The organism is Stenotrophomonas sp. 22LJNL06-5-1 (assembly GCF_056861455.1).
In genome coordinates this window covers 64,087-89,847 of the sequence record NZ_JBSPUE010000010.1, presented here as the reverse complement: position 1 = coordinate 89,847, position 25,761 = coordinate 64,087, and the positions used below count along the sequence as shown (strand labels likewise).

The 25,761-nt window shown below is 67.6% G+C and carries 27 protein-coding genes; 14 read left to right on the top strand and 13 right to left on the bottom strand.

Annotated features, from left to right (window positions below):
• Positions 1 to 27: 27 nt before the first annotated feature.
• A complete protein-coding gene (gene prmA, locus AC13GF_RS19135; RefSeq protein WP_010481075.1) occupies positions 28 to 948 on the bottom strand; it encodes a 50S ribosomal protein L11 methyltransferase in 921 nt (306 codons plus the stop codon).
• Positions 949 to 1,111: 163 nt separating this feature from the next.
• On the opposite strand from prmA, the gene AC13GF_RS19130 reads away from it, so the two are divergent.
• Both AC13GF_RS19130 and AC13GF_RS19125 read left to right on the top strand, forming a co-directional pair.
• Positions 1,112 to 2,077, top strand: coding sequence for a hypothetical protein (locus AC13GF_RS19130; protein WP_483005707.1), 966 nt, complete (start codon positions 1,112 to 1,114; stop codon positions 2,075 to 2,077).
• A complete protein-coding gene (locus tag AC13GF_RS19125; RefSeq protein WP_126930470.1) occupies positions 2,074 to 2,448 on the top strand; it encodes a hypothetical protein in 375 nt (124 codons plus the stop codon). The genes AC13GF_RS19130 and AC13GF_RS19125 overlap by 4 nt, the downstream gene beginning before the upstream one ends.
• 129 nt (positions 2,449 to 2,577) lie before the next feature.
• Here AC13GF_RS19125 and accC read toward each other — a convergent pair whose 3' ends face one another.
• The 5 genes from accC to AC13GF_RS19100 all read right to left on the bottom strand — a co-directional run bounded on the left by accC (position 2,578) and on the right by AC13GF_RS19100 (position 6,439).
• Entirely contained in the window at positions 2,578 to 3,945 is a 1,368-nt protein-coding gene (gene accC / locus AC13GF_RS19120) for an acetyl-CoA carboxylase biotin carboxylase subunit (RefSeq protein ID WP_126930471.1), read from the bottom strand.
• 10 nt (positions 3,946 to 3,955) lie between these two features.
• Complete coding sequence (gene accB, locus AC13GF_RS19115; RefSeq protein ID WP_032129560.1) at positions 3,956 to 4,435, bottom strand: acetyl-CoA carboxylase biotin carboxyl carrier protein; 480 nt, start codon at positions 4,433 to 4,435, stop codon at positions 3,956 to 3,958.
• A 53-nt stretch (positions 4,436 to 4,488) separates the two neighbouring features.
• A complete protein-coding gene (locus tag AC13GF_RS19110; protein ID WP_483005670.1) occupies positions 4,489 to 4,914 on the bottom strand; it encodes a lysozyme inhibitor LprI family protein in 426 nt (141 codons plus the stop codon).
• Positions 4,911 to 5,360 carry a type II 3-dehydroquinate dehydratase gene (gene aroQ, locus AC13GF_RS19105; protein WP_126930474.1) on the bottom strand — a complete coding sequence of 150 codons (450 nt, stop codon included), beginning with the start codon at positions 5,358 to 5,360 and terminating at the stop codon, positions 4,911 to 4,913. Before aroQ ends, AC13GF_RS19110 begins: the two co-directional genes overlap by 4 nt.
• A 350-nt stretch (positions 5,361 to 5,710) precedes the next feature.
• Positions 5,711 to 6,439, bottom strand: coding sequence for a DOPA 4,5-dioxygenase family protein (locus AC13GF_RS19100; RefSeq protein ID WP_483005669.1), 729 nt, complete (start codon positions 6,437 to 6,439; stop codon positions 5,711 to 5,713).
• Between the two features lie 166 nt (positions 6,440 to 6,605).
• Between AC13GF_RS19100 and AC13GF_RS19095 the strand changes: the two genes are divergently transcribed.
• Positions 6,606 to 7,433: an isocitrate lyase/PEP mutase family protein gene (locus tag AC13GF_RS19095; protein WP_483005668.1), complete on the top strand. Its 828-nt coding sequence runs from the start codon at positions 6,606 to 6,608 to the stop codon at positions 7,431 to 7,433.
• 74 nt (positions 7,434 to 7,507) lie between these two features.
• Here AC13GF_RS19095 and AC13GF_RS19090 read toward each other — a convergent pair whose 3' ends face one another.
• A complete protein-coding gene (locus AC13GF_RS19090; protein ID WP_126928850.1) occupies positions 7,508 to 8,041 on the bottom strand; it encodes a hypothetical protein in 534 nt (177 codons plus the stop codon).
• Between the two features lie 125 nt (positions 8,042 to 8,166).
• Here AC13GF_RS19090 and AC13GF_RS19085 point away from each other — a divergent pair, with 125 nt between their 5' ends.
• Positions 8,167 to 8,763, top strand: coding sequence for an NAD(P)H-dependent oxidoreductase (locus AC13GF_RS19085; RefSeq protein ID WP_483005667.1), 597 nt, complete (start codon positions 8,167 to 8,169; stop codon positions 8,761 to 8,763).
• A 16-nt stretch (positions 8,764 to 8,779) separates the two neighbouring features.
• The gene (locus AC13GF_RS19080) at positions 8,780 to 9,373 is read left to right on the top strand and encodes a TetR/AcrR family transcriptional regulator (RefSeq protein WP_024958370.1); all 594 of its coding nucleotides are present in this window, start codon (positions 8,780 to 8,782) and stop codon (positions 9,371 to 9,373) included.
• Positions 9,374 to 9,386: 13 nt separating this feature from the next.
• On the opposite strand, the gene AC13GF_RS19075 is transcribed toward AC13GF_RS19080, so the two are convergent.
• The gene (locus AC13GF_RS19075; protein WP_483005666.1) at positions 9,387 to 10,181 is read right to left on the bottom strand and encodes a D-alanyl-D-alanine carboxypeptidase family protein; all 795 of its coding nucleotides are present in this window, start codon (positions 10,179 to 10,181) and stop codon (positions 9,387 to 9,389) included.
• 121 nt (positions 10,182 to 10,302) lie between these two features.
• Here AC13GF_RS19075 and AC13GF_RS19070 point away from each other — a divergent pair, with 121 nt between their 5' ends.
• Positions 10,303 to 11,850: an alkaline phosphatase gene (locus AC13GF_RS19070; RefSeq protein ID WP_483005665.1), complete on the top strand. Its 1,548-nt coding sequence runs from the start codon at positions 10,303 to 10,305 to the stop codon at positions 11,848 to 11,850.
• Here the strand turns inward: AC13GF_RS19070 and AC13GF_RS19065 are convergent.
• A complete protein-coding gene (locus AC13GF_RS19065; RefSeq protein WP_483005664.1) occupies positions 11,847 to 12,026 on the bottom strand; it encodes a hypothetical protein in 180 nt (59 codons plus the stop codon). The genes AC13GF_RS19070 and AC13GF_RS19065 overlap by 4 nt on opposite strands.
• Before the next feature lie 98 nt (positions 12,027 to 12,124).
• Between AC13GF_RS19065 and AC13GF_RS19060 the strand changes: the two genes are divergently transcribed.
• From AC13GF_RS19060 to AC13GF_RS19045, 4 genes are all read left to right on the top strand, one after another.
• A complete protein-coding gene (locus AC13GF_RS19060; protein WP_142806852.1) occupies positions 12,125 to 13,030 on the top strand; it encodes a LysR substrate-binding domain-containing protein in 906 nt (301 codons plus the stop codon).
• An 89-nt stretch (positions 13,031 to 13,119) separates the two neighbouring features.
• Positions 13,120 to 13,809, top strand: coding sequence for an HAD family hydrolase (locus tag AC13GF_RS19055; protein ID WP_483005663.1), 690 nt, complete (start codon positions 13,120 to 13,122; stop codon positions 13,807 to 13,809).
• Positions 13,806 to 15,101 (top strand): DUF5690 family protein, encoded by a 1,296-nt coding sequence (locus AC13GF_RS19050; protein WP_483005662.1) that lies wholly within the window; start codon positions 13,806 to 13,808, stop codon positions 15,099 to 15,101. Before AC13GF_RS19055 ends, AC13GF_RS19050 begins: the two co-directional genes overlap by 4 nt.
• A 10-nt stretch (positions 15,102 to 15,111) precedes the next feature.
• On the top strand, positions 15,112 to 16,266 hold the full coding sequence (locus AC13GF_RS19045; protein WP_483005661.1) for a TIGR03364 family FAD-dependent oxidoreductase: 1,155 nt from the start codon (positions 15,112 to 15,114) through the stop codon (positions 16,264 to 16,266).
• Between the two features lie 40 nt (positions 16,267 to 16,306).
• Here AC13GF_RS19045 and phnF read toward each other — a convergent pair whose 3' ends face one another.
• Positions 16,307 to 17,053, bottom strand: coding sequence for a phosphonate metabolism transcriptional regulator PhnF (phnF, locus tag AC13GF_RS19040; protein ID WP_483005660.1), 747 nt, complete (start codon positions 17,051 to 17,053; stop codon positions 16,307 to 16,309).
• A gap of 100 nt (positions 17,054 to 17,153) precedes the next feature.
• On the opposite strand from phnF, the gene AC13GF_RS19035 reads away from it, so the two are divergent.
• The gene (locus AC13GF_RS19035) at positions 17,154 to 18,296 is read left to right on the top strand and encodes an alpha-D-ribose 1-methylphosphonate 5-triphosphate diphosphatase (protein WP_483005659.1); all 1,143 of its coding nucleotides are present in this window, start codon (positions 17,154 to 17,156) and stop codon (positions 18,294 to 18,296) included.
• A 138-nt stretch (positions 18,297 to 18,434) separates the two neighbouring features.
• Positions 18,435 to 21,047 (top strand): TonB-dependent receptor, encoded by a 2,613-nt coding sequence (locus AC13GF_RS19030; protein WP_483005658.1) that lies wholly within the window; start codon positions 18,435 to 18,437, stop codon positions 21,045 to 21,047.
• Positions 21,048 to 21,106: 59 nt separating this feature from the next.
• On the opposite strand, the gene AC13GF_RS19025 is transcribed toward AC13GF_RS19030, so the two are convergent.
• From AC13GF_RS19025 to AC13GF_RS19015, 3 genes are all read right to left on the bottom strand, one after another.
• Positions 21,107 to 21,823: an ABC transporter substrate-binding protein gene (locus tag AC13GF_RS19025; RefSeq protein WP_483005657.1), complete on the bottom strand. Its 717-nt coding sequence runs from the start codon at positions 21,821 to 21,823 to the stop codon at positions 21,107 to 21,109.
• Between the two features lie 62 nt (positions 21,824 to 21,885).
• Positions 21,886 to 23,409, bottom strand: a complete 1,524-nt coding sequence (locus tag AC13GF_RS19020; protein ID WP_483005656.1) for a carotenoid oxygenase family protein — start codon at positions 23,407 to 23,409, stop codon at positions 21,886 to 21,888.
• A gap of 25 nt (positions 23,410 to 23,434) precedes the next feature.
• Positions 23,435 to 23,857, bottom strand: coding sequence for a DUF2141 domain-containing protein (locus tag AC13GF_RS19015; RefSeq protein WP_483005655.1), 423 nt, complete (start codon positions 23,855 to 23,857; stop codon positions 23,435 to 23,437).
• Between the two features lie 156 nt (positions 23,858 to 24,013).
• Between AC13GF_RS19015 and AC13GF_RS19010 the strand changes: the two genes are divergently transcribed.
• Together AC13GF_RS19010 and AC13GF_RS19005 are read left to right on the top strand one after the other, a co-directional pair.
• Entirely contained in the window at positions 24,014 to 25,114 is a 1,101-nt protein-coding gene (locus tag AC13GF_RS19010) for a sensor histidine kinase (RefSeq protein WP_483005654.1), read from the top strand.
• Complete coding sequence (locus AC13GF_RS19005; RefSeq protein ID WP_483005653.1) at positions 25,111 to 25,749, top strand: response regulator transcription factor; 639 nt, start codon at positions 25,111 to 25,113, stop codon at positions 25,747 to 25,749. The genes AC13GF_RS19010 and AC13GF_RS19005 overlap by 4 nt, the downstream gene beginning before the upstream one ends.
• The last annotated feature ends 12 nt before the right edge of the window (positions 25,750 to 25,761 follow it).

The window sequence follows — 25,761 nt, the reverse complement described above, 5'->3', positions numbered from 1 at the left end:
TCGGATCCAGCGGTCATTCAACCACGATCAGGCGCGGCGCACGCCGGTGATGCGCATCCAGTCGCCATCCTGGGTGGCCTGAAGATCGTCGAACCATGCTGCATAGCGCTGCAGCAGTTCGCCTTCCTGGCCATGCAGGATGCCGGACAGGGCGATGCGGCCACCGGCCGCGACGCGCGCGGCCAGCAGTTCGGCCAGCGCATCCAGCGCCGAGGCGAGGATGTTGGCGACCACGATCGGATAGGTCGCGACCGGTTCGTCCTGCGGCAGGTACACATGCATGCGGGCCTGTTCGCCGTTGCGCTCGGCATTGTCGGCGGTGGCGACCAGCGCCTGCGGATCGTTGTCCACGCCGATGGCTTCAGCGGCGCCCAGCTTCAGCGCGGCCAGTGCGAGGATGCCCGAGCCGCAACCGAAGTCGAGCACGCGCTGGCCCTGCAGCAGGCCATCGACCGCCAACTGGTCCAGCCAGCGCAGGCACAGTGCGGTGGTCGGGTGGGTGCCCGAACCGAACGCCAGGCCCGGGTCCAGCCGCACCACGGCGGCATCGGCGGCCTGTGCGGCATCGGGCAGTTCATGGTTCCACGGCACGATCCAGGTACGGCTGCCGAAATCCATCGGCTGGAACTGGTCGATCCAGGCGCGTTCCCAGTCTTCATCCTCGACCGCGCGGAAGCTGCCGCTGCTCCAGTCCAGCTCCGGATCGAAGGATTCCAGTGCGGCCAGCAGCAACAGCGCGTTGCTGTCGGCGGGGAACAGTGCGCTCAACACCAGTGTGTCCCACAGGGGGGTCTCGCCCACGCCCGGTTCGAGAATGGCCTGTTCGTTGCTGGTATCGGCCTCGGCATCGAGCAGGGTCACGGCCAGTGCACCAACGTCCTCCAGCGCATTTTCATAGCGGGGCTGGGTGGCTTCGGTGCAGCGCAGGGTCAGTTCCAGGAACGGCATGGCGGTGGGGGCAATCGCGGGAAAGGGGGCCATGCTAGACCATCGGGGCGTCTCCGTATTGCCTGAGATGCTGCTCCGAGATGAACGAAGCCCGTTCAGACAGGCCCGCCGGGCCTTGCTAAACTTCGTGCTTTCCTGTGCGCCGCATCGCTCACCGCCGCCGATGGCCTTCGCTCCGACCCTGAAAACCTGGTTGCTCGTACTGCCGGCCGTGGCCGTGCTGGGCGTGGCCGGTTATCGGGCCAGCGGCCATGCTGCGACCCCTTCGCTGGCGTCGGCGGATCTGGCAGGTGGGGTGGCAGCCACTGACAGTGCGGCGCCGCTGCCGGTGATGCCGGAGGCGCTCGCGCGCCGCCTGGCACCCTTCGAGCGTGGCAATGCATTGCCGTCCGGGCTGCCGCTGGATCTCCGCGCCGATATCGAAGACGCCACCGACCTGTATGCCTATGCACAGCGGTTGCGTGCGCAGGCGGACGAAGGCAACCACGAGGCGCGCTGGATGCTCAGCCGTGTCTATGACTATTGCGCGCAGTACGCGGTCGATCCGGGCGGCTACCGCCTGGACAACAACGTGCTGGCCGGGCTGGGCCTGACCGCCGCACCGGCGATGGTGCAGGCGCGCGAACGCGTCGCGCAGCGTTGTGGTGGTTTCGTGCCGGGCGACAAGCTGGGCACGGCCTTGGTGCTGTCCGAACGTCGCAAGGCGGCCGCACAAGGCAATCTGGCTGCTGAGGCTGCGTTGTTCGCCGAGGGCGAACCGCTGCAGGACAGCCCTGAGTACCGCCGTGACCTGGTTGAACGGGTGCGCACCTCGCGTGACCCGGAGGCCTTCATGGCGATTGCACCGGGCATGGGCGTGCGCGCCTCGGGTGACCGCGCGCTCAACGGCCTGGTGGCGGGCGAGCAGCTCAGTGAACTCGCATGGCGGCTTGCGGCCTGCGAACTCGGTCTACCGTGTGGGGCAGACAGTGTGCTGGTCAACAGTTTTTGTGCGAACGGAGGGATCTGTTCGCAGGATGGTACGCAGGATTTCCGGGATTTCGTGTATGACGCTGCGGTATCGCGGCAGGGCGCTGGGAAGATGAAGGAATGGATCAAGCGATTGGTTGGAAAGAGGAACGAGCAATGAACTACCGCCGATTCCTGCACGGGGCCAAGTTCTGGTTCTGGGTGGCCCTGTTCGTGGCCTACTCGGCCGGCGCGGTTGGCCTGTTGATGATCGATACCTATGAAGATCGCTACCGGCATCTGTCGAAGGTGGAACTGACCACGGTGAAGGCGCAGGAAGACGTGCGCCGTGCCGGTGCCAGCCAGGTGGCCGCGGTCTATCGCGCGCAGAGCGGCATGCCGTTCGCGTCGCTGCCGGCGGGCAGCACCTTCCAGGTGGTGTGGCCGGATGGTTCGACCGAGACCATGGTGATCGTCGACCCGACCTCGCCCAATGGCGTGCGTCCGCTGGCGAACTCGCAGATTCCGGCCGAAGCGGCCGTCAAGCGCTGATGCGCCTGCTGTAGAGCCGAGCCCGCGCTCGGCTGGGCTTTCCGGCAAGCCGGGCATGGGCTCGGCCCTGCAGCAACAGAAAAGGGCGGGGATATCCCCGCCCTTTTCATGTCCAGCACCTGGCGCCGATCAGGTCAGCGCGATCGGCTTGTTCTTGCGTTCGGCCAAGCGCTTTTCCAGGTAGTGGATGTTCTGGCCACCGGCCTGGAAGCCCTTGTCGCGCATGATCCGCTGCTGCAGGGCGACGTTGGTCTTGATGCCATCGACCACCATTTCGCTCAGTGCCACGCGCATGCGGGCAATGGCGGTTTCGCGGTCCGGGCCGTGCACGATCAGCTTGCCGATCATCGAGTCGTAGTTCGACGGCACGCGGTAGCCACTGTAGATGTGGGTGTCCACGCGCACGCCGGGGCCGCCCGGCGGATGGAAGCCGGTGATGGTGCCCGGGCTCGGCACGAAGGTTTCCGCGTCTTCGGCGTTGATGCGGCATTCGATGGCATGGCCGGTCAGCACCACGTCACTCTGCTTGATCGACAGCTTCTGGCCGGCGGCGATCTTCAGCTGCTCGGCCACCAGGTCGATGCCGGTGACCATTTCGGTGACCGGATGTTCCACCTGGATGCGGGTGTTCATCTCGATGAAGTAGAAGCGGCCGTCCTCGTACAGGAACTCGAACGTGCCGGCGCCACGGTAGCCGATGCGCACGCAGGCTTCGGTGCAGACCTTGCCGATCTGCTCGCGCTGCTCTGCGCTGATGCCCGGTGCCGGTGCTTCTTCCACCACCTTCTGATGGCGGCGCTGCATCGAGCAGTCGCGTTCGCCGAGGTGGATGGCGTTGCCCTGGCCGTCGGCCAGCACCTGGATCTCCACGTGGCGCGGATTCTCCAGGAACTTCTCCATGTAGACCTCGCCATTGCCGAACGCGGCCTTGGCCTCGCTCTTGGTGGTTTCGATCGAGGTCTTCAGCGAGGCTTCGGCATGCACCACGCGCATGCCGCGGCCACCGCCGCCACCGGCCGCCTTGATGATGACCGGGTAACCGATCTCACGGGCGATCTTGGTGTTGGCGACGATGTCCTCGCCCAGCGGGCCGCCCGAGCCGGGCACGCACGGCACGCCGGCGGACTTCATCGCGCGGATGGCTTCGACCTTGTCACCCATCATGCGGATGGTGTCGGCCTTGGGGCCGATGAAGATGAAGCCGGACTCTTCCACGCGCTCGGCGAAGTCTGCGTTCTCCGACAGGAAGCCGTAGCCCGGGTGGATGGCCTGGGCGTCGGTGACTTCCGCCGCAGCGATCAGTGCCGGGATGTTGAGGTAGCTCTGCGGCGACGGCGCCGGACCGATGCAGACCGACTCGTCGGCCATGGCCACGTGCTTGAGGTTGCGGTCGACCGTGGAGTGTACGGCCACCGTGCGGATGCCGAGGGTGTGGCACGCGCGCAGGATGCGCAGCGCGATTTCCCCTCGGTTGGCGATGACGACTTTGTCGAGCATGGCGTGCCCCTCAGCCGATCACGAACAGCGGCTGGTCGAATTCGACCGGCTGGCCGTTCTCGCCGAGGATGGCGACGATGGTGCCGGACTTGTCGGCTTCGATCGGGTTGAACATCTTCATTGCTTCGATGATGGCCAGGGTCTCGCCTTCCTTGACCTGCTGGCCAACGCTGACGAAGGCCGGCTTGTCCGGGGCGGACGACGCGTAGAAGGTGCCGACCATCGGCGAGCGCAGCACGTGGCCTTCCGGCAGTGCCGGGCCCGGCTTGGCGGTGCCGCCGGTGGAAGCTTCGGTCGGCGACTGCATCGGCATCGCCTGCGGCGCCGGAGCGGCCGGAGCGGCGTACACCGGGGCGGCGACCGGGGCGGCATAGCCGGCCACCGGGGCGCGCGACAGGCGCACCGACTCTTCGCCTTCCTTGATTTCGATTTCAGCCAGGTTCGACTCTTCCAGCAGGTCGATCAGCTTCTTGATTTTGCGGAGATCCATGGTGGCCTCTTTGCTCTTGATGTCAGTGTGGTGGGAAGCGCATCGCGCTCGGGTCAAAGCAGTTCGTAGAACTCGCGCAGCTGCCGCGTACGGTCGCGCGCGAGGGTGATCAGGCAGCGCATCTGTGCGCCGTTGCGCGCTGTGCCATCGGAATTGAGGGCATAGACCGCGTTGCAGTCATGGTCGCGCAGCTGTATCCAGGCACGCTGGGCCAGGACCAGCTGCTGCTCGGCATCGCCGCAGTAGCTGCAGCCGCCGCCGTTGGCGGGTGTGCGCAGCTGGCGCCGGGCTTGTGCATACACCGCGTTGAGTTCGACATCAGCGGCTGCGGCCACGTCCGAGGCGCACAGGTCGCTCTCCATCGTGGTGGTCGGACGCGCGCAGTCGATGCCTTCGTCCTTGAGGTCGAACGCCGTGGCCGCGCCGCAGAGACCGGCCCACGCCAGAACGCCGGCAAGCACGCGCGGCAGCACGTTCACGCGCGGGCCGCCTGCACGCGCAGCAGCGCCGCGTCCATCGCGTAGCGGTAGCTGTCGGCGCCGAAGCCGCAGACCACGCCCACGGCCTTGTCACTGAAGTAGCTGTGCTGGCGGAACGGTTCGCGGGTATGCGGATTGGACAGGTGGATCTCGATGAACGGCACCGCCACCGCCGCCAGCGCATCGCGCAGGGCCACCGAGGTGTGGGTGAAGGCGGCGGGGTTGATCAGGATGAAAGCGGTTCCGTCGTCGCGCGCGGCCTGCACGCGGTCCACCAGCACGTGCTCGGCATTGGACTGCAGGCTCTCCACCGCGTGCCCGGCGGCCGAGGCCTGGGTGGCCAGCGCCTGGTCGATGTCGGCCAGCGTGGTGTGGCCGTAGACCTCCGGCTCGCGGGTGCCGAGCAGGTTGAGGTTGGGGCCGTGCAGGACCAGCAGCTTCGCCATGGGATCCGGAAGACGGGAAAGGGCGGCAGTCTGGCGGAACCGGCGGATGCTGTCCAGTTCGGCGAAGTTTGCAGCGTTTCAATCGTATGTTTGAAATTCCCCGGAGGGCTTGCGGCCGTACGGCGGGCGCTGGATCAAGGCGCGCTGAACGACGTGCAGGCGGGGGATGCATGCACGTAGGCCGACGATGTCGGCAGGCATGGGCAGGGCTGATGCTGCCATGGGCGGTGATGCGGTAGATCCACGCCATGCGTGGATGAAGGAAGTTCGGTGCGCAGCAAGCTACGCACCCACCGAGGGGCAGCCCACGCTGCGCTGCACGCCACCCACCGCCCCCGCCACGCACCCGCTCACGTCTCCAGCGGCACCGTCGGAACCACGTTCGGGAACACCTCCTCCAGCGGCTCCCGTTCCCCCGGCTTCGGTGCCGGCCAGTTGTAGGCGTTCACCGGCTGCGCGCGGTTCACCCACAACGCGTAATACAGGTGGTCGGCGCGGCCATCACCGGTATTGGGGTGGATCAGGATGGTCAGGCCCAGGCTGTTGAGCTGCAGCCAGGGCACCAGCACCGGCAGCAGGTCGTTGGTGAAGCCGAAATAGAACGACGGGGTGACGTGCGGCCCGCGCGGCTCCAGGTTCCAGTTGCCCAGCTCCACCGGGAAGCGCTCGGCCGCCCAGCGTCGCAGCAGCGCAGCCTTCTCGAAGCTGTCCTCGTCGAAGTAGATGTGCGCGTGATAGCTCTTGATGTCGGTGTAGGCGCGTGGGATCGCGGGCAGCGTGGCCTCGCCGGGGCGCACGCTGGCCGGGCGCGGGGTCGGTTCGCTGGCCGTGGCCCGGCCCCAGGGGCTACTGCCCTCGGGCGCCGGCGGAACGATGGCGCGGAAGCCGGGGCGGCCAGGCTCGGTGGTGTTCACCGCGCCGTTGCCGCGCGGTGCTGCGGTGGAGGTCGATGCACTGGCCAGGCCGCCAGCGGCCAGACCTGCCGAAGCGATCAGGCGGCGCCGTGCGGGCGAGAGCAGGTCGGCCCAGTGGGCGTCATCGTCGCCGGTGTCGGTGAGGGGCTGTGGGTCCGGGTGCATGAAGGGCTCCGTGGCGGCATTGTGTGGGCAGGCAAGCACGCTCGGGTACCCGCATCCACAGCGTCCAATAAGCAGGGGGCATCACCTCATGCAGGTTCGCCTCGTCGTCGTTGAGCGCGACCGCACGGCGGGCTAGGGTGCAGGTCTGCCGCCCCGGAGCCCTGCCATGACCTCGCCCGATGCCGACCTCCAGCGCAAGCGCGCGACCTTCCGCCAGCTGCATGCAGCAGGATGCTTCGTGCTGCCCAACCCGTGGGACGTGGGCAGTGCGCGCTACCTGCAACGGCAGGGCTTCCAGGCCCTGGCCACGACCAGTGCCGGCTGCGCCTGGAGTGAGGGGCGGCCGGACGGCGCGGTATCGCTGCAGGCCACGCTGGAGCATCTGCGCCTGATGGCGGCGGCGACCTCGTTGCCGTTGAACGCCGATTTCGGTGATGGCTTCGGCGCTACGCCACAGGCGGTGGAGGAGGCGGTGGCTGCGGCACTCGATACCGGCATCGCGGCCTTGTCGATCGAGGACGCCAGCGGCGTGGCCGATGCACCGCTGCGACCCATCGACCAGGCGGTCGAGCGACTGCGTGCGGCACGTGCGGCCATCGACCGCGCTGGCGGTGATGTGCTGCTGGTCGGGCGAGCCGAGAATTTCTTCGTTGGCGTGCCGGATCTGCAGGACACCCTGCAGCGCCTGCGTGCCTACGCAGAGGCCGGTGCAGACGTGCTGTATGCACCTGGCATCAGCACGCGCGAGCAGATCAGCGCGGTGGTTGCCGCTGCAGGGGCGAAGCCGGTGAACCTGCTGGTCGGTGGACCGACACCGCTGAGCCTGCAGGACATTGCTGCACTCGGCGTACGCCGGATCAGCCTGGGCGGTGCACTGGCCCGTGCCGCATGGGGCGGGTTGATGCAGGCGACGCAGCCGATCGTGCAGGATGGACGTTTCGATGGCCTGCAGCAGGCGGCTTCCGGGGCTGCCTTGAACGCCTTGTTCCGGTGACGGAAACCCCGGCACTGGCCCTGGCCAGCAGACGGCAGTAGATCCACGCCATGCGTGGATGGATGCGCCTGCGATTACAGCGCTTCCATCCCACCCTTGGGCAGCGTCACGCCAGGCTCCAGCGCCGGCAGCAGTTGACGCAGCAGCGCGGGGTTGTCCAGCAGTGCAGCGCCGTCAATGAAACTCCATTGGGTTGTGCCGACGCGGCGCACGGCGAGCATGAACGAGGTGCTGCGCATCGGCGCCTCGCGCACGCGCAGCAGCGACTGGCGGGGCACGAAGCAGACTTCTTCATCACCGGCTGCATAGGTGTGGCCCGGCACACCGGCCTCGTCGCTGATGATGGTGACCCCGGCCTTGCGCAGTTCTTTCAGGGTGTCGCGGGTCATCCGCGCATAGGCCTCATCGCCCCCGGCCAGGCGCTTCAGGCTGGGATGGGTGCGGGCGATGATCAGCTCGGCATCGCCGCGGGCGAATGCGCCCATCATCGCCTGCACGTCCTGGCGCAGGGCCGCCGACTCGTCGGCGCTGAGTACGCCGGCCAGCGCCGCCGGGGCCATCGCGGCCAGCAGCAGGAGCAACAGGGGAACAAGCAGGTATCGGCGCATCGGCGGGTGTCTCACAGGGCACCGCCGCACTATACGGTGGATGCGAAAACAGCGTCCCATCGATGGCGCTGGTATCCCGATAATCACTACTTACTATTGGTAGCTATTGATTTCTGGAGACCCCCATGCACAGCCTCATTGTCATCGCCCACCCTGAACCCGGTTCGCTGACCCATGCGATGGCGCATCGCATCGGCGATGCCATCACTGCCGCCGACGCCCGCAACACCGTGGCCTACGCCGATCTGATGGCCGAAGGCTTCGATCCCCGCTTCAACGCCCAGGACCAGGCCTTGTTCCGCAGCACTGGCGCGGTACCGGCCGACATCGCCGCCGAGCACGCACGGCTGGAGGCCGCCGATACGCTGGTGCTGGTGTTCCCGTTGTACTGGTGGTCGTTCCCGGCACTGCTGAAGGGCTGGATCGACCGTGTCTTCACCAACGAATGGGCCTACGCACAGGATGCGCAGGGCAGGCTGGTGAAGAAGCTGCAGCGCCTGAACGTGCATCTGGTGGGGCTGGGCGGTGCCGATGCAGCGATGGTCGAACGACGCGGCTACGACGCGGCGATGAAGACGCAGATCGACATGGGCATCTTCGACTACTGTGGCGCACGCGTGCTGACGTCCGACCTGCTGCTGGATGCCGATACCGGTGCGGCCGGAACGCATCTGCAGACCGCGCTGGCGATCGGCCGTAAAATAGGCACTCCGATGCGCTGATCGCCGTGTTCCGCCGATGCCTGCCAACGCCGCTCCCACGCGCCGCCGATTGACCCGCGAGCAACGCGCCCGCCAGTTGCTGGATGTGGCCTGGGCGCTGGTTGGCGAAGAAGGCACCGACGCGTTGACGCTGGGACGGCTGGCCGAGGCGGCGGGCGTGACCAAGCCGGTGGCCTACGATCACTTCGTGACCCGCAACGGCCTGCTGGCCGCGCTCTACGATGACTATGACGGGCGCCAGACGGTGGTTTTCCACGAGCGTATCGGCCGAGCCCGGGCGCAGCTGGCCGACCGTGCGGCGGCCATCGCCTCCGGCTACATCGACTGCATCCTCAGCCAGGGCAGTGAAGTGCAGGGCATCCTCGCCGCGCTGGTGGGCGCGCCGGAACTGCACGAGGTGCGGCGGCGCTACCAGCAGGACTTCATCGACAACTGCGACGCCTGGCTGGGTCCGTTCGCCACCGATGGCTCGGTGCCGCTGGCAGGACGCTGGGCGATCCTTGGTGCGGCTGAAACCCTGTCCGAGGGTGTGGCCGCCGGCGCGCTGGACAAGACCAACGCCGAGGCCGAGCTGCAGCGGCTGATCGTGGCGACGGTCAAGCGTCGTTGAGCCGCTTCGGGAGTCAGGCCCCGGCAGTACTGCTGGCCAGCGTGGCGAATCCTGCCGCCAGCTGATCGCGCACTAGGGCATCGCGTGCGTCGCGGCTTTCAGAACCCAACACCACGGTGATCAGGCGTATCGGCTCGTCCTGCCCGTGTACCGCCCGGCATGCGGTGGCGGCCAGGCAGAAGCCTGCGGCCCGGGTGTAGCCGGTCTTCAAGCCATCCACGCCGTCATCGCCAAGCAGGGCGTTCTGGTTGTTGCGGCTGAAGCTGCCGTGCGCGAACGCGCGCTGCGCGGTGACTGCCAGGATCTGTGGATGATCGTTCAGCAGGCAGGCGGCCAGCACCGCCATGTCGCGCGCGCTGGACGCATGGTGCGGCGTGGTGATGCCGGAGACGCTGGCGAACCAGCTGCTGCGCAGGCCGAGCTGGCGCGCGTGCCGGTTCATGCGCTCCAGGAACGCAGGCTGCGATCCGTCCAGGTGGCGCGCGACCGCCAGCGCCGCGTCATTGCCGGAGACGATCATCAACCCTTCCAGCAGGCGTGCGAGCGTGACCGTTTCGCCGGGCACCAGGCCCATGCGTGTTTCATCGTCGGCGACCGCATGCACGTCGGCGGCGGCGATGGTGACTTCGTCGCCCCACGAGCGCCCGCGCTCCTCGACACATTCGTAAGTCGCGTAGGCGGTCATCAGCTTGGTCAGCGAGGCCGGTTGCCTGGCGATGTCCGCGTTGTGCTGATGAATCACCGCGAAGGTTGCCGCATCGAGGGTGATGGACGACAGCGCTGCACGCGCAGGAGCAGGAGACGGCATGGAAACGATGATGGCAGTGGGGACTCTGCAGGATAGTGTGCGGCGGCTGCACGAAGCTGAAATATTGCAACGATATAACGTATCGTCATTGTGGGCCGCTGATGGCCCGACGGGACATCCGATGACTGCACGCATTCCACGCCGCTGGCTTCATTCTTCGTTGCTGCTCGCGCTGGCCGCACTTGGCGGCTGCCAGCCCAACCTGCGCGCCGAGGCCGTCTCCTCCGGCCGAGCCGGTCCGCACAATGTGATCGTGATGATCAACGACGGTGCCGGTTGGGGCACCTGGGATGCCGCCGCCTACTGGCAGTACGGCAGCCGTGAAGGTGCCCCCTATGCGGATTTCCCGCAGCGCCTGGCGGTAACCACCTTCCCGTTGAACGCCAGCAGCCAGCCGACCCGCGACAACGCACAGACCCTGGGCTACGACGCGGGCAAGGCCTGGGACAGCGAGCCGGTGCCGGCGCAGGATCTGCCGTTCGTCGGCTACCAGTACCTGGCGGCGGTCGCGACCGACAGTGCTGCGGCCGGTACGGCGTTGTCCTCGGGCATCAAGACCTACAACAACGCCATCAACTACAACAACGATGGCCAGCCGGTCGAGTTCAATACGCTGCGCGCCAAGCGCCTGGGCATGGCGACCGGTGTGGTGACTTCGGTACCGTTCGCGCACGCCACACCCGCCGCATTCGCGGCGCAGAGCGAATCGCGCAACAGCTATCACGCCATTGCGCACCAGATGCTGGCGCAGGGCCACCTGGACCTGGTGATGGGCACCGGAGGCCCGGGCTACAGCGTCGACGGCCGCGCCTGCAACGAAGGCATGGACGCCGCCAAGGCAGAGGGCTGTGCGAATCCATGGGAGTGGGTGTCGCAGCAGGATTGGCAGCAGCTGGAAGCGGGCAGCACCATCGGCGGCAATCCGTCCGGGCCGTGGCGCCTGATCCGCAGCAAGGAAGCGTTCGCCGCGCTGGCGCAGGGACGGTTGCCGGCCGACCGGCCGCTGATCGGCGTGCCGCGCGTGGCCAACACACTGCAGCAGGCGCGCCAGCTGCAGGTGCTGGGCAAGGATGCAGCCACGCCTTCGGGAGTGAGGAAGATCGACAGCGTGCCCGATCTGGCGACCATGACCCGCGGCGCGCTGCAGTTCCTGCAGCAGCGCTCGTCCAAGGGGCTGTTCCTGATGGTGGAAGGCGGCGCCACCGACTGGGCGGCGCATACCAGTGCCTGCGGCACCGAATGGCATTACGGCCAGTGCAGCGATCAGCCGCAGTATGGCCGGTTGATCGAAGAGACCGTGGAGTTCAATGACGCGGTGACGGCGGTGGTCGACTGGATCGAGCGCAACGGTGGCTGGGAGCGCAACCTGTTGATCGTCACCACCGACCACGACAACAGCATGCCGATGGGCCCGGATGCACAGAACGTTGCCTTCGCGCCGGTGCGCAACAACGGCCGTGGACGCATGCCGGGGATGAGCTTCCGTCCCACCGGCAACCATTCCAACGCGCTGGTACCGCTGTGGGCCAAGGGCGCCGGCGCGGAGCTGCTGGGCAAGCGCGTGCGGGGCGTTGATGCCGGCTACCGTCAGCACGTGCGCTGGAACGACGGCAGTTACATCGACAACACCGACGTGGCTGCAGCGGTGCAGGAAGCGCTGCAGCGTTAGGGGCGCGCCGGCCGTTGACCGGCAGTTGTGGAATGCCCGGTCGGCGAGGTTGCCGGCCAGCGGCCGGCACTACCGGGGGGGCTGCTGGGCGCCGGGGACGGGCTGGCCAGTTGGCGTGCCAGCTCGGCGCTGGCCACGTGGCCCTGCAGGAACAACAAGCCGCCGAAGATGTTCATGAGCGTGCCTCCACTTGAGTGGATTGCACGATACGGGCAGCATGGGTGGGCAAAAAGCGACATTTCCGCAAGCGTGCCTTGAGAGGAATTCAAGCCTGATGTCCCGCCCACCGCTCCATGCCCTGCAAGGCTTCGTGGCCGCTGCCCGGCTCGGCAACCTGTCGCGCGCGGCGGCGTCGATGAACCTGACCGTCAGCGCGCTCAGTCATCAGATGCGGCAGCTGGAAGAACGGCTCGGGCAGCCGCTGCTGATCCGCCAGCCGCGTGGTGTCACCCTCACCCTTGAGGGGCAGCGCCTGCTCGACCAGGTGGGACCGCACCTGGATGCGATCAACGAAGCCTTCCAGCCCTATGCCGCACGCGCCGAGCACGTGCTGACGATCAGTGCGGTGCCGTCGATGGCGTCGGCGTGGCTGGTGCCGCGCCTGGGGCACTTCGTGGCTGAGCACCCACAGATCGAAATCAACCTGCAGTCGAGTGAACGCCTGATTGATTTCGAGCGGCAGCGCCAGTTCGACGCCGCGCTGCGGCTGGGCAGCGGGCAATGGCCGGGCCTGGTGGTGGAGCCGCTGTTCGACGAGTGGCTGGTGCCGATGGCGAGCCCGGCGCTGATCGAACGCATGGGAGGCGTCGACCGTGTGCCGTTGACCCGGTGGCCGCTGCTGGGTGATCCGGACGGGGCATGGGGCGCCTGGTTCGCGTTGAGCGGGCAGAGCCCGCCGTCGCGCTTCGTGGCGGTGCTGGATGATTCGGAGGCGCACCATCGCGCGGCTCTGGATGGCGTGGGTGTGGCCCTCGGGCGGGTGACGCGGGCGCGGCTGCTGCTGGATTCGGGCCAGCTGGTCGCACTGTCCAGCCAGCGCCTGAAGACCGACTGGCCGCATTGGCTGGTGTACCCGCAGCGCTCGGCCCGCCATCGTGGCTTCCTCGCCTTCCGCGACTGGCTGCATGCGCAGGCCGCCGAGCACGTGCGGCACATGGCAGCGCAGGGACCGACCGGCTAGACAGGTGCACCGGCCTGTCCGGGCGCTGTCATCAGGGCGTGGCCGGCCGCAGCGAAGCTGGGCACCTCCGCTCAACGCTGCCTGCCGCCATGCGCTACCGACTTGCCGTCCTTGATATCGCCGGAACCACCGTTGCCGACCCGGGCCTGGTCGCCCGTGCCTTCGCAGAGGCGATGGCCACCGCCGGCCACACCATCGAGGTGGAAGACGTGCGCCCGTTGATGGGCTACCCCAAACCGCAGGCGATCGCGCGGCTGCTGGGGACCGCGGTGGACGACCCGCGCGTGGCATCGATCCATACCGACTTCGTGGCGCGCATGCTCGAGTGCTATCGCCATGCGCCGGGCATCGCACCGCTGCCGGGTGCAGAGGCGTTGTTCGACACGCTGCGCACGCACGGCATCCGCATCGGTCTGGATACCGGTTTCTCGCGCGACATCGCCGAGGTGATCATCGAACGACTCGGCTGGCACGATCGCATCGACGCGCTGGTGGCCAGCGATGAGGTGCCGGCGGGCCGCCCGGCGCCGTACATGATCCAGGCACTGATGCAGCGCACTGGCGTTGACGATGCTGCGACGGTGGTGAAAGTGGGGGACACCGAAGTCGACATCAACGAAGGGCGCAATGCCGATGTCGGCCTGAACGTGGCGGTCACCACTGGCGCGTTCACCCGTGCCGAACTGCTGCCGTACGGGCCGGACCACATCATCGATCATCTCGACCGCCTGCCGGCGCTGCTCGGCCTGGCACGTTCCGGCACGGTCGCCGCTGCATGAACCGGGCATCGCTGTGGGCGCGCCTGCAGGGGCATCCGCTGGCACTGACCGTGTTCGCCGGCAGTGCCGCGCTGTCCACCTATGCGTGCATGTATGCCTTCCGCAAACCGTTTGCAGCCGCCTCGTTCGACAACCAGCACCTGTTCGGCGCCGACTACAAAGTGTGGCTGGTGGTGGCGCAGGTGCTGGGCTACATGTGCAGCAAGTTCATCGGCGTACGGGTGATCGGTGAACTGCGCACCGAGCGCCGCGCCAGCCTGCTGCTGGGCCTGATCGGGATCTCCTGGCTGGCCCTGCTTGGCTTCGCGCTGGTGCCGGCGCCCTGGAACATCCCGTTCCTGTTCCTCAACGGCCTGCCGCTGGGCATGGTCTGGGGCTTGGTGTTCAGCTATCTGGAAGGGCGACGGACCACCGAAGCGATGGGCGCGATCCTTGCCTCCAGCTTCATCATGGCCTCCGGCGTGGTGAAGTCGGTCGGCAAGTGGCTGCTGCTGCAGGGCGTGAGCGAGTTCTGGATGCCATTCCTGTGCGGACTGCTGTTCCTGCCGCTGCTGCTGGTGTCGGTGCGCATGCTCGAACGCATTCCCGCCCCGGACGCCGCCGACCTGCGCGAGCGCTCGCCGCGCCTGCCGATGGACCGTGCGCAGCGTCGTGCCTTCGTGCGCCGCTTCCTGCCAGGGCTGGCGCTGATGATCCTCTGTTACGTGTGCCTGACCGTGGTCCGCGATTTCCGCGACAGCTTCGAAGCCGAGCTGTTCCGCGAGCTGGGCTACGGTGGCAGCGCCGGCGTGTTTGCCGCCATCGAAACGCCGGTGGCGTTCGCGGTGCTGGCACTGACCGCCGGCCTGACCTGGTTCCGCAACAACCTCAACGGCCTGATGGCGTTGCACGCGCTGATGTTCATCGGCCTGGCCACTGCAGGACTGAGCACGCTGGCGTTCCGCGAAGGCATGCTGCATCCGCTGGCGTGGCTGGGCCTGGTGGGCTTCGGCCTGTACCTGGCCTACGTGCCGTTCAACTGCGTGTTCTTCGAACGCCTGATCGCCACCTTCAAGGTCGCCGGCAATGTCGGCTTCGTGATGTACCTGGCCGATGCGTTCGGCTATCTGGGCAGTGTGCTGGTCCTGCTCGGCCACGAGTTCTCCGGCCTGCAGCTGTCCTGGGTGCGTTTCTTCTCCAGTGCGGTCATCCATCTGTCGCTGCTGGGCGGTGCCTGCCTGCTGTTGTCCCTGTTGTACTTCCACCACAAGGCGCTGCGCCTGGCTCGCATGCCGGCACTCGCCTCCGTCTGAGTCCATCCCCATGAAGAACACAACCGCCCTGGTGGTCGGTGCCGGCATCGTCGGCCTGGCCGTGGCCCGTGCGCTGGCCGTACGTGGCTGCAAGGTCACCGTGCTGGAGCGCCATGAACGCGCTGTCGGCGCCTCCATCCGCAACTTCGGCATGGTCTGGCCGATCGGCGTGCCCAATGGCCCGCTGTATGAGCGCGCGCTGCGCTCACGGCAGATCTGGCAGGAGCTGATCGACGTGGCCGGCCTCTGGCACGATCCCAGCGGCTCGTTGCATGTCGCCCATGCCGACGACGAATGGGCGGTGCTGCAGCAGTATGCGGCGGCCAATGCGCAGCTGCGCCCATGCCGCGTGCTGGATCGGGATGCGGCACTGGCGAAGTCGCCGGCACTGGTCGCGCGCGAGCTGCGCGGCGCGCTGTTCAATGCCGACGAACTGGTGGTCGATCCGCGCCAGGCGATCCGCGTGCTGCCGGACGTGCTGCATGAGCAGCACGGTGTGCAGTTCCATTGGCGCACTCCGGTGACGGCGGTGGAGAGCGGTCGGGCGTGGTCTGGCAGCCGCCTGTTCGAGGCCGATCAAGTGTTCGTCTGCAGCGGTCCGGAGTTCGAACAGCTGTATCCGGAGCTGTACGCGGCGGCGCCACTGACCCGCTGCAAGCTGCAGATGCTGCGGCTGGCCGCACAGCCGTCCGGGTTCCGCCTGGGCGCTGCCCTCTGTGGCGGCCTGTCGCTGGTGCACTACGCTGGATTCCGCGAGGCCGCCGATGTCGCGCCGTTGCAGGCGCGCTACCAGGCCGAGCATGCCGATCTGATCGAGCTCGGCATCCACGTGATGGCCGCGCAGAATGGCCTGGGTGAAATCACCATTGGCGATTCGCATGCCTATGCGCATACGCATGACCCGTTCGACGAGCACACCATCAACCAGAAGGTGCTCGATTACCTGGCCCGTTTCATGCAGGTACCTGACGCACGCATTGCGCAGACCTGGCACGGTATCTATCCCAAGCTGCTGGATGGCAGCAGCGAATTCGTCGCCGAGCCGGCACCGGGCGTGACCATCGTCAATGCCATCGGCGGCGGTGGCCTGGGCATGACGCTGAGCTTCGGCCTGGCCGAAGAACTGGTGGACGGCCGCTACACGGCGCTGCGCCGCGCAGCGTGAGGCGCAGCACGCGGCGGGTGCAACGCCCGCCGCGCTTTCCCTAGAGGTCGCTGCTGACCATCAGCTGCACCCAGTCTCCGGCGAAGCAGGTGATGCCGAACTGCACCGGTTGCCCTTGCGGATCGACATTCAGCGAGTGCACGCACAGCACCGGCCGCCGCGTCGACTGCCCGAGCACGCGCGCGATGTCGGCATCGGGCAGGCGTGCCATGACCGTGGTATGCCGGCGCAGGTAGTCGGTCACCCCGAAGGCGGCCAGCGTGCGGGTGACCGACGGCATGCGTGCGAACACCTCGCCCAGCCCCGGGAAGCGGGCAGCCGGGAAATAGGCTTCGCTGTGGTCCACCGTGCGGCCTTCCACCTGGCTGGAATACACCACCCGATGCACACGCTCGCCGGCGATCAGGCCAAGTGCGCGCGCGACCTGCCGGCTCGGCACCTGCACCCGGGTATCGAGCAGGGTGTAGTGGCTTTCCACGTTCAGGTCATGCATGGCCCGGCCGAAGCGCGTGCGGCGGCTGATCGGGTAGTGGTACGGATGCTCCTGCACGAAGCTGCCGCGGCCGGTTTCCGTGCGCACGTAGCCACGTTCTTCCAAGGCCTCGATCGCGCGCCGCACAGTGTGGCGGTTGACCGCGAAGCGCTTGGCCAGCACCTGCGCCGAGGGCAGCTGGTCGCCTTCCACCAACTGGCGCTCGCGGATCTGCCGCAGCAGCGCCTGTTCGATCTGCTGCCACAGCGGCAGCGCCGAATCGCGCGGCGTCGGGGCCGGGTCGGTCATGGTCATCAAACCTCCATCTGCGGCTGCTGGACTAGACAGGTGCACTGCACGTGCAGGCATATCAACGCGTTGCGGTTGCAGCGGCATGACACGGGCGAAGGAATCCATGGGCGAACGCATTCTCGACAACCTGAAGCTGGTGCTGGCCGACGAGGTCGTGCACGGCCATGTAGTGCTGGATGGGCCGGGCATCCGCGCCGTGGGGCAGGGGCGGGTGGGCCTGCCGGGTGCCGAAGACTGTGGCGGCGACTGGCTGATGCCGGGGTTTGTCGAGCTGCACACCGACAATCTGGAGAAGCATCTGGTGCCGCGTCCTGGCGTGGCATTTCCGGCTGGGGCGGCGGTGCAGGCGCACGATGCACAGCTGCTCGCGGCAGGCATCACGACGGCCTGCGATGCGTTGGCGGTGGGTGACGTGGAAGCCGACAGCGTGCGCGTGCGTACCCTGCAGGCCGCGCACGCAGCGCTGGTCGAAGCGCGCCATGCTGGCGGCCTGCGCAGCGACCACTACCTGCACCTGCGTGCCGAACTGCCGTATCCCGGGTTGCTGCCATTGCTGGAGCCACTGCTGGATGATCCGGCGGTGCGCCTTCTGTCGCTGACCGATCACACGCCGGGGCAGCGCCAGTTCCGCAACCTGCAGCGCTATGCGGCCTACTATGGTTTGCCGACCGACACGAAGACCGGTTACCTGGACGACCTGCTGCAGGCACGCCGTGCGCAGCAGGCACGCTATCGCCCTGCACACCTGCAACAGGTGCTGCAGTGGGTGCGCAGGCGCGGCCTGTGCCTGGCCAGCCACGACGACACGGTGGCTGCGGATGTGGATGAAGCCGTGGCCTGTGGAGCGCGCATCTGCGAGTTCCCGACCACGCTGGAGGCCGCTGCGGCCGCACGCGCGACCGGCCTGGCGATCGTCGCCGGCGCACCCAACCTGGTGCTGGGCGGCTCGCATTCCGGCAACGTGGCGGCGCTGGAACTGGCCCGCGCCGGCTGCCTCGATGTGCTGTCCTCCGACTATGTGCCGGCCAGCCTGCTGCCGGCGCTGGGCGTGCTGTGCGCGCAGCTGGGCTGGAGCCTGCCACGTGCGGTGGCCACGGTCAGCCATGCACCGGCGCGGGCGCTGGGCCTGCAGGATCGCGGTCGCATCGGCGAAGGCCTGCGCGCCGATCTGCTGCGGGTGCGTGGATCCACGCCGGACTACGTGGCCGAGGTCTGGGTGGCCGGCCGTCGCTTGCTGGCCCAGTAGCCGCCACGGCGCGAACACCTAGACAGCTGCCCCGACCTGGCTAGTCGCTGCCGCCTGCGCTTCACCGCACTGATCGAAAGTGGCCGCCATCGCCGCTCCCGCCGGAGCGGTCCACTTTCCCTTGCCGCCGCCATCGCCATGTCCACACTGCCTTCGCGCCACCCGCTTACCCTGGGCCTGCTCGCCCTGCTGCATGCCCCGCTGGCCGCCCAGGCCGCCACTCCGGCCGCGACCGATACCGTGCCTGCCACCTCTGCCGTCGACCTGGATACCGTCACCGTGGTCGGCAGCATCGTCAGTGGCGAGAAGCAGGCGCTGGATGCACAGCGCGAAGCCAGCCACCTGATGAACGTGGTCAGCGCCGACGGCATCGGCAAGCTGCCTGACCACAACGCGGCCGAGGCGGTGCAGCGGGTGCCGGGCGTGTCGATCGAGCGTGACCAGGGCGAAGGCCGCTTCGTCGCGGTGCGTGGCCTGCCGGCACAGTGGAATTCGACCACCCTCAACGGTGACCGTCTGCCGACCGCCGAAGAGGAAACCACCAGCCGTGCCACGGCATTCGATTTCTTTCCGACCGAGCTGATCGAGCGTATCGAAGTGAGCAAGACGCTCACGCCCGATCGTGAGGGCGATGCCATCGGTGGCCAGGTCAACTTCGTCACCCGCACCGCACCGACGCGCCGCACCTTCGCCGCCAGTGTGGCTGGCAACTACAACGACAAGGCCGTCGACACCGGCACCAGCGCCAACGTGCTGTACGGTGACCGCAGTGCCGATGGCCGCTTCGGCTTCCTGGTCAACGGTACCTACTGGAAGCGCCCGTGGGCGACCGACAACTTCGAGCCGCGCCGCAGTTCCGACGGCCTGGGCATCTACCGGCTTGAACTGCGTGACTACACCGGTGAGCGCACCACCCGCGGTGTCAACGGCGGCATGGAGTTTCTTCCGGCCGATGGCCACCGCCTGTACGTGCGTGGCCAGTATGGCGAGCTGAGCGACGATGAAACGCACTACAAGCACCGCTACCGCTTCGACAAGGACCGCGTCGAGCTGCAGAACATCCACAACGAGCTGATCACCGAGTTCAAGACCTTCGAATTCGGCGGCCAGCACACCTTCGGTCGCGGCCAGGTGGACTGGAAACTGGCCACCGCCGAGAACGACTTCCGCTACGGCTGCATTCCCACCTGCGCCGACAACGCGTACTTCGTGGTCCAGTTCAACCAGGGCAAGGTCGGTTACCTGGGCCTGCAGGATCGTGGTGTGGGCCGCAACTCGTACAACACCCTCGATGGCGGCAATGTTGCCGCCGATACGCCTGAAACCCATCTGCCACCGGGCTTCGCGATGGACCCGCGGAAGATGTCGCTGAGCGCGGTCGAGCTGTACCGGGTGGCGATCAACGAGAAGGACAAGGCCGTCGCACAGCTGGATTTCACCTTCGACGCCAGCGACACGCTGACCTGGAGGGTGGGGGCCAAGTACCGTGACAAGCAGCGCCGTGCGCGCTTCTCCGACGAGTTCTATGCATGGAACACCGCCACCGGCGGCCCGGTGCCGACCCTGGCCGACTTCCCGTTGATGGACCAGCCGGGCCGCAGTGGTTACGACGTCGGCAATGGCCATGACTACGCCCGCGATTTCTCGCAGGTGGTGCCGATGCAGGCCCTGGCCGAGTGGTACCGGCAGAACAAGCAGCATCTGGTGCTGGTACCGGGCGATTCGGCGCTGGTGGCCAACGGTGCAGCACTGGGCCGCAACTTCGACGTGGCCGAGAAGCAGTACGCGACCTATGCGATGGCCACCTGGAAGCCGGACGAGCGCTGGGACGTGGTCGGCGGCGTACGTCTGGAGCGCACCGCCACCGACGTGCGCGGGCTGGTGCTGGAGCGTGATGCCGATGGCAGCAGCGCGCTGCTGCCCAACCTGGGCCGCAAGCGCTATACCTCGGTGCTGCCGCAGCTCAACGTGCGCTTCTCGCCGCGCAGCGATCTCAACCTGCGGCTGGGCCTGACCCGCAGCTTTGCCCGGCCGAACTTCGGCGACATCAACCCGGGTGGCTCGTTCATGGAAGCCGATGGCACCTTCACCTCCGGCAACGCCAACCTGGACCCGACCTATTCGGACAACCTGGACCTGATGGCCGAGTGGTATGCCGGTCCGCTGGGCCTGCTGTCCGGCGGCGTGTTCTACAAGAACATCAGCAATCCGGTGTTCCAGAGCAGTAGCACCGGCAGCTTCAACGGCAACCCCAACGTCACCTTCTACCGGCCCGAGAATGGCGACGACGCCAAGTTGTGGGGTGCCGAGCTCGCTTTCGTGCGCCGCTTCGATTTCCTGCCCGGCCTGTGGAGCAACTTCGGCGTCAACGCCAATCTGACCCTGATGGATTCGCGCATGCGCATTCCGGGTCGTACCGGCAATGTACCGATCACCGGGCAGGCCGACCGCCTGTACAACGTCACCGTGTACTACGACGATGGCGCGTTCGCTGCCCGTCTGGCCACCAACCACAAGGGGGCCTACATTGAGTCGCACGGAGACAGCAGCATCACCGACGCCTGGTACGGTGCCAACACCTCGGTCGACTTCAGCGCATCCTATACCTTCGATCGCTGGACGGTATTCGCAGAGCTGAGCAACCTCACCAACGAGCCGTTGAAGTACTACCAGGGCAGCCCGCGGCGTCCGCTGCAGGTGGAGTACTACGGTCGCCGCGCGCAGATCGGCCTGAAGTACCTGTTCCAGTAAGCTGTACCCGCGTTCTGTAGCGTCGAGCCACGCTCGACTGCTTCTGCTCGACCCTACAGTCACCGGACCAGCGTAACCGCCTGCCTGGCACGCGCGAACGCTTCCTCCAGCAACGGGCCTGCCTTGATCGCCTCCACTGCGTGAAACAACGCCTGCAGCGCGTCGGCCGGGCGTGAGGCAGGCGCCGCCACCGCCTGCCGGATCGCGGTGAAGCGGTCGGTCAGCACGCGGTGGCCGGGATGCGTCTGCGCCCAGGCCACCAGCGGCTGGCGCACGCCGGCCGCGGCATCCAGACGCTGCTGATCGAACAGGGTGATGGCCGCCGCCGAGGTCTCTGCCCGCTCGATCATGGCGTGGCGCAGTTCACGGCTCAGGAACAGGTCATAGGCCGCGCCACGCCCCACCGCGATGCGCAGCCCCTCGCGGTCGAGGTCGGCCACCTGCTGCGCAGGGCTGTCCTCGCGAACCAGATAGGTGCCTTCGATCTCTACGTACGGGGCACTGAAGGCGATGCGGTCGGTACGTGCCGGATCGATGGCCAGGAAGGCCAGATCCCAGCCGTCTTCGCCTGCTGCGGCGACCACCGAGGCTGCGGCCTCGTGGCAGGTGAAGCGTGCCTGCACCCCCATCCGTTGCGCCAATGCGGTAGCCAGTTCCAGCGAGGGGCCGCGCGGTGAGCGCGCATCGCCCTGTGCCAGCACCGGGTTGCCCAGGTTGATCGCCACGCGCAGGAAACCGTGCGGTGCCAGCGTACTTCGATGGTCGGCCAGGGACATGCAGGACTCCACGGGGCAGGGGAGGCCCAGCATGCCAACAACGGTGTCCGCGTGGCGTGGAGTCAGCCGCGCGCGGCAAAGGTGCCGTGGAAGCCCAGTGGCACCGCATACGGCAGCCAGGCCTGTGCCAGCGGGCCGTCATCCACATGGCGCGCATCCAGCACGGCCAGGCCGCTGCGCTTGTTCACCGGGTCGAGCAGGGTGCCGATCAGCCAGCCGTCATCGGCGTTGCGGCTGCCCGGACGCGGTACGAACACATGCTCTTCGGCCATGATGTCCGCCCCGTAGTTCCACAGCTGGCGGCGCCCGTGCGCGATGTCGAACGCGGCCACGGCGTTGAAGTACGGCGCAGTGGCCGTGCCGTCGATGGTCGGCGCATACAGCCGTGCGCCACGTGTGTTCGTCGAGCGCGGGTCGAACAATGGGAACTCCACCGCGCTGATGCCCAAGGTCTCCCAGCGGGCCTGTCCACGACGCAGGTCCAGATGCAGCTCGACCAGGCTGGCGCCACTGTTGGCCGCATGTGCGCCGTCACCGGCCATCGCTTCCTTCATCGGCGAGCGTGCTTCTTTGATGTCGTCATGCCGTACTGCGCGAAGCACGATGCCGCCATCGCGGATGAACGCGTCGCCGAAGTGGTAGATCGCCGCGAATGGAGCCTCGAACCATTGCGCCTTGTCCGGCGCATCCTTGGCGACCACCGCGATGCGCACAGGACGCTGCGGTGCGAACTGCATGCGCTCGAAGAAGCTGCCACCTGTGCCGGTGAAATCGAACGGCATCATCACGAACACCAGGTGCTGGTCGGTCAACGCGAAGGCATGCAGGTAGCCATGCTCGGGTGTTTCGATCACATTGGCGCTGCGCAGCTGGCCGTCCGCACCGATGTGCCAGACCAGCAGGCCATGGCCCCCCATCAGGCTGATCGAGCCGAAGTTCCAGAGGCTGCCGTCGCGGTCGCGCAGCGGGTGCGCCGAGAACGGCAGCGCCGCCAGGTCCGGACGCCAGGTGACCGGGCCAAGCGTCTGCAGCGAATCGGGGTCCACTTCGAACGCCGAACCGGATTCGCACAGGGCGAACAGGCGGCCATTGATCATCGTCACCGAGGTGTTGGCCACGTTGGCATCATCGTTGTTGCGTACCGCCAGCGCACCGGGAACGCTGGTGCCGGCAGCCGGATACTGGAAGCGGCCGGCCTTCTGTTCACGGGTGAATTTCGGCGTGGCGACCATGCGCCCGTGATGGGTCAGGCTGCCATCACCATTGAAGCGCCAGCCATGCACCATGCCGTCGCCGTCGAACCAGTGGTCGTAGCGGAAGCCATCGCGCTCGGTCCACGCCGGGCCGTTGCGGTACAGCGTACCGGCCAGGCCCGACGGCAGCTTTCCGTGCAACTGCACGGTGGCCGGGCCGAGGCTTTCGCTGCCGACGCTGCGCCAGCCGAGCAGCCATGGGTGTTCCTGCATGCCCTGCGCGAACCGCGCCGGGTCGCCGGCGAAGGCGGGAGCGCTGCGCAGCGCGGTGGCGCCCAGGGCCAGGCAGGCACTGCTGCTGAGCAGGGTACGAAGGAAGCGGCGACGGTCCATGGTGGCCTCGGGTCTGGATGCGGAATCAGCGCAGGGTGATGTCGATGGCGGTGCCAGCGGCCGGCACGTCGACGCGTGCTTCGTCGAAGGTCGGCTTGCGCATCACCTGCGGGTTGTTGCTGAAGCCGTAGCCTTCCACCGGCATGCCGACCAGGTTGGTGTCGAGCTTGCCGTTGTCGTTCTCGTCGTGGGTGAGCAGCACGGCATAGCTGCCGGCCGGCACGCCCTTGAACGTGAAGTGGGCGCCGTCGCCGCTGGGCGCCGCCTGCTGGGCCTGCACGGGCCTGGCCTTGCCGTCCCAGGCGGCAGCGCTGTCGACCAGCGCAACGCGCAGGGTGCCGGTCTGCGCGCGGACGTCATGCACGGTCACGGCTAGGTCGGCGGCGTGGGCACTGCCGGCCAGGGCCAGGGTAGTCAGGGCGGTGCTGAGCAGGGCGGTACGGATCATGGCAGTGGCTCCGGAAGTGTGTGTGGCGGTGTGGAGCCAGTCTGCGTGGGGCGCTGCACTGGGTTCAGGGCCAGTGGTCATCGATTCGACGTGCCAGAAGTCACTTTCTGCGCCGGACCCATTGCCGCCGGCGTGCGCGGCGGTCAGCATCTGGCCATGCCCAGCCTGTTCCGTCATCTGTTGCGTCCCCTCAGCCTTGCCGGCCTGGTCACCGTGCTGGCGGTGGGCCTGTCGTTCGCTGTACAGCGCAGCGGTGCCGGGCTGAGCCTGCTGCTGCTTGCCGTGTTCCTGCTGCTGTTCGTGGTGCACGGCTGGGCGTCGGTGCCATCCCGCGTGCGCGCCGTCGCGGCGGTGTTGCAGGCGTTGCTGGCGGTAGTGCTGGTTGCGCTGCAGCCGCGTACTGGAACCGCTCCGGTGCTGCTGGTGGTGCTGGTCGCACAGCTGGCCGAGCACTGGCCGCCGCGCTTCGTGCTGGGCGTTGCGCTGCTGGCCAACCTGGCGGTGTATGCCGCGCTGCGCCACAGCGGCTTCAGCCAGCCGCTGCTGGTGGTGCTGCTCTATGGCGGCTTCCAGGCCTTCGCCGCGTTGACTGCACACTATGCCCGCAGCACGGCGCTGGCCCGCGATGACCTGGCCCGGGTCAACGCCGACCTGCTGGCCACCCGCGCGCTGCTGGCCGACAGCGCACGCGATGCCGAGCGCCTGCGCCTGGCGCGCGAACTGCACGATGTGGCCGGGCACAAGCTCACCGCGATGCGGCTCAATCTGCGCGCCCTGGCCGCTGACCCTGCGCTGGCCGGTCGCGAAGGGCTGGTGCTGGCGGAACAGCTGTCTGGCGAACTGCTGGCCGATATCCGCCAGGTGGTGCAATCGATGCGCGATGATCGCGGCCTCGATCTGGCCACTGCACTGCATGCGCTGGCCGCACCCTTCCCACGACCGAAGCTGCAGCTGCAGATCGGCGACGGGGTGCGCGTGGCAGACCCGTTGATGGCCGAGACCGTGCTGCGGCTGGTGCAGGAGGCCCTGACCAACGCCGCCCGCCACGGAAATGCAGACACCGTGTGGCTGATGATCAGTGAAGAGGATTCCCAGTTGCTTATCGATATCCGCGATGACGGCCAGCGCGCCGAACGCATCCGCGAGGGCAATGGCATCGCCGGCATGCGCGAGCGCCTGGCGGCCGTACAGGGGCGATTGGAGTTGGCGCGAACCGCGCAGGGCGGCATGCATCTGACCGCGCGGTTGTCGGCATGAGTGCGGCCAAGATCCGGGTGGCGCTGGCCGATGACCAGGCGCTGGTGCGTGCAGGCCTGCGTGCGCTGCTGCAGGGGCTGGGCGTGGACGTGGTGGTGGAGGCTGAGGAGGGCCAGATGCTGCTGGACGCGTTGGCCGCCCAGCGCGTGGATGTGGTGCTCAGTGACATCCGCATGCCCGGGATGGACGGCATCGAGGCAGTGCGCCAGCTGCGCGCGCGCGGCGATGCCACGCCATGGCTGCTGCTGACCACCTTTGATGAAAGTGATCTGCTGCTGCGTGCCAGTGAGGCCGGCGCACAGGGCTTCCTGCTCAAGGATGCGGCACCCGCAGACCTGCGCGAAGCGATCGAGCGCGTCGCCGCTGGTGAAACCCTGCTGCTGCCGGTCAGCACCGAGCCGGTGCGCGCCCGTTACCGCTTCCACGACGAAGCACCGCCCACCGATACCTTCGGGGAACGCGAGGTGGCGATCCTGCGCCTGTTGGCCGGGGGGTACAGCAACAAGGAGATCGCACGCAGCCTGTTCCTGGCCGAAGGCACGGTGAAGAACTACGTGTCCGCCATACTCGATAAGCTGGGCACCCGCGATCGCACCCGTGCGGTGCTCAAGGCGATTACCCTGCGCATCATCTGAGTGGACCGAGCA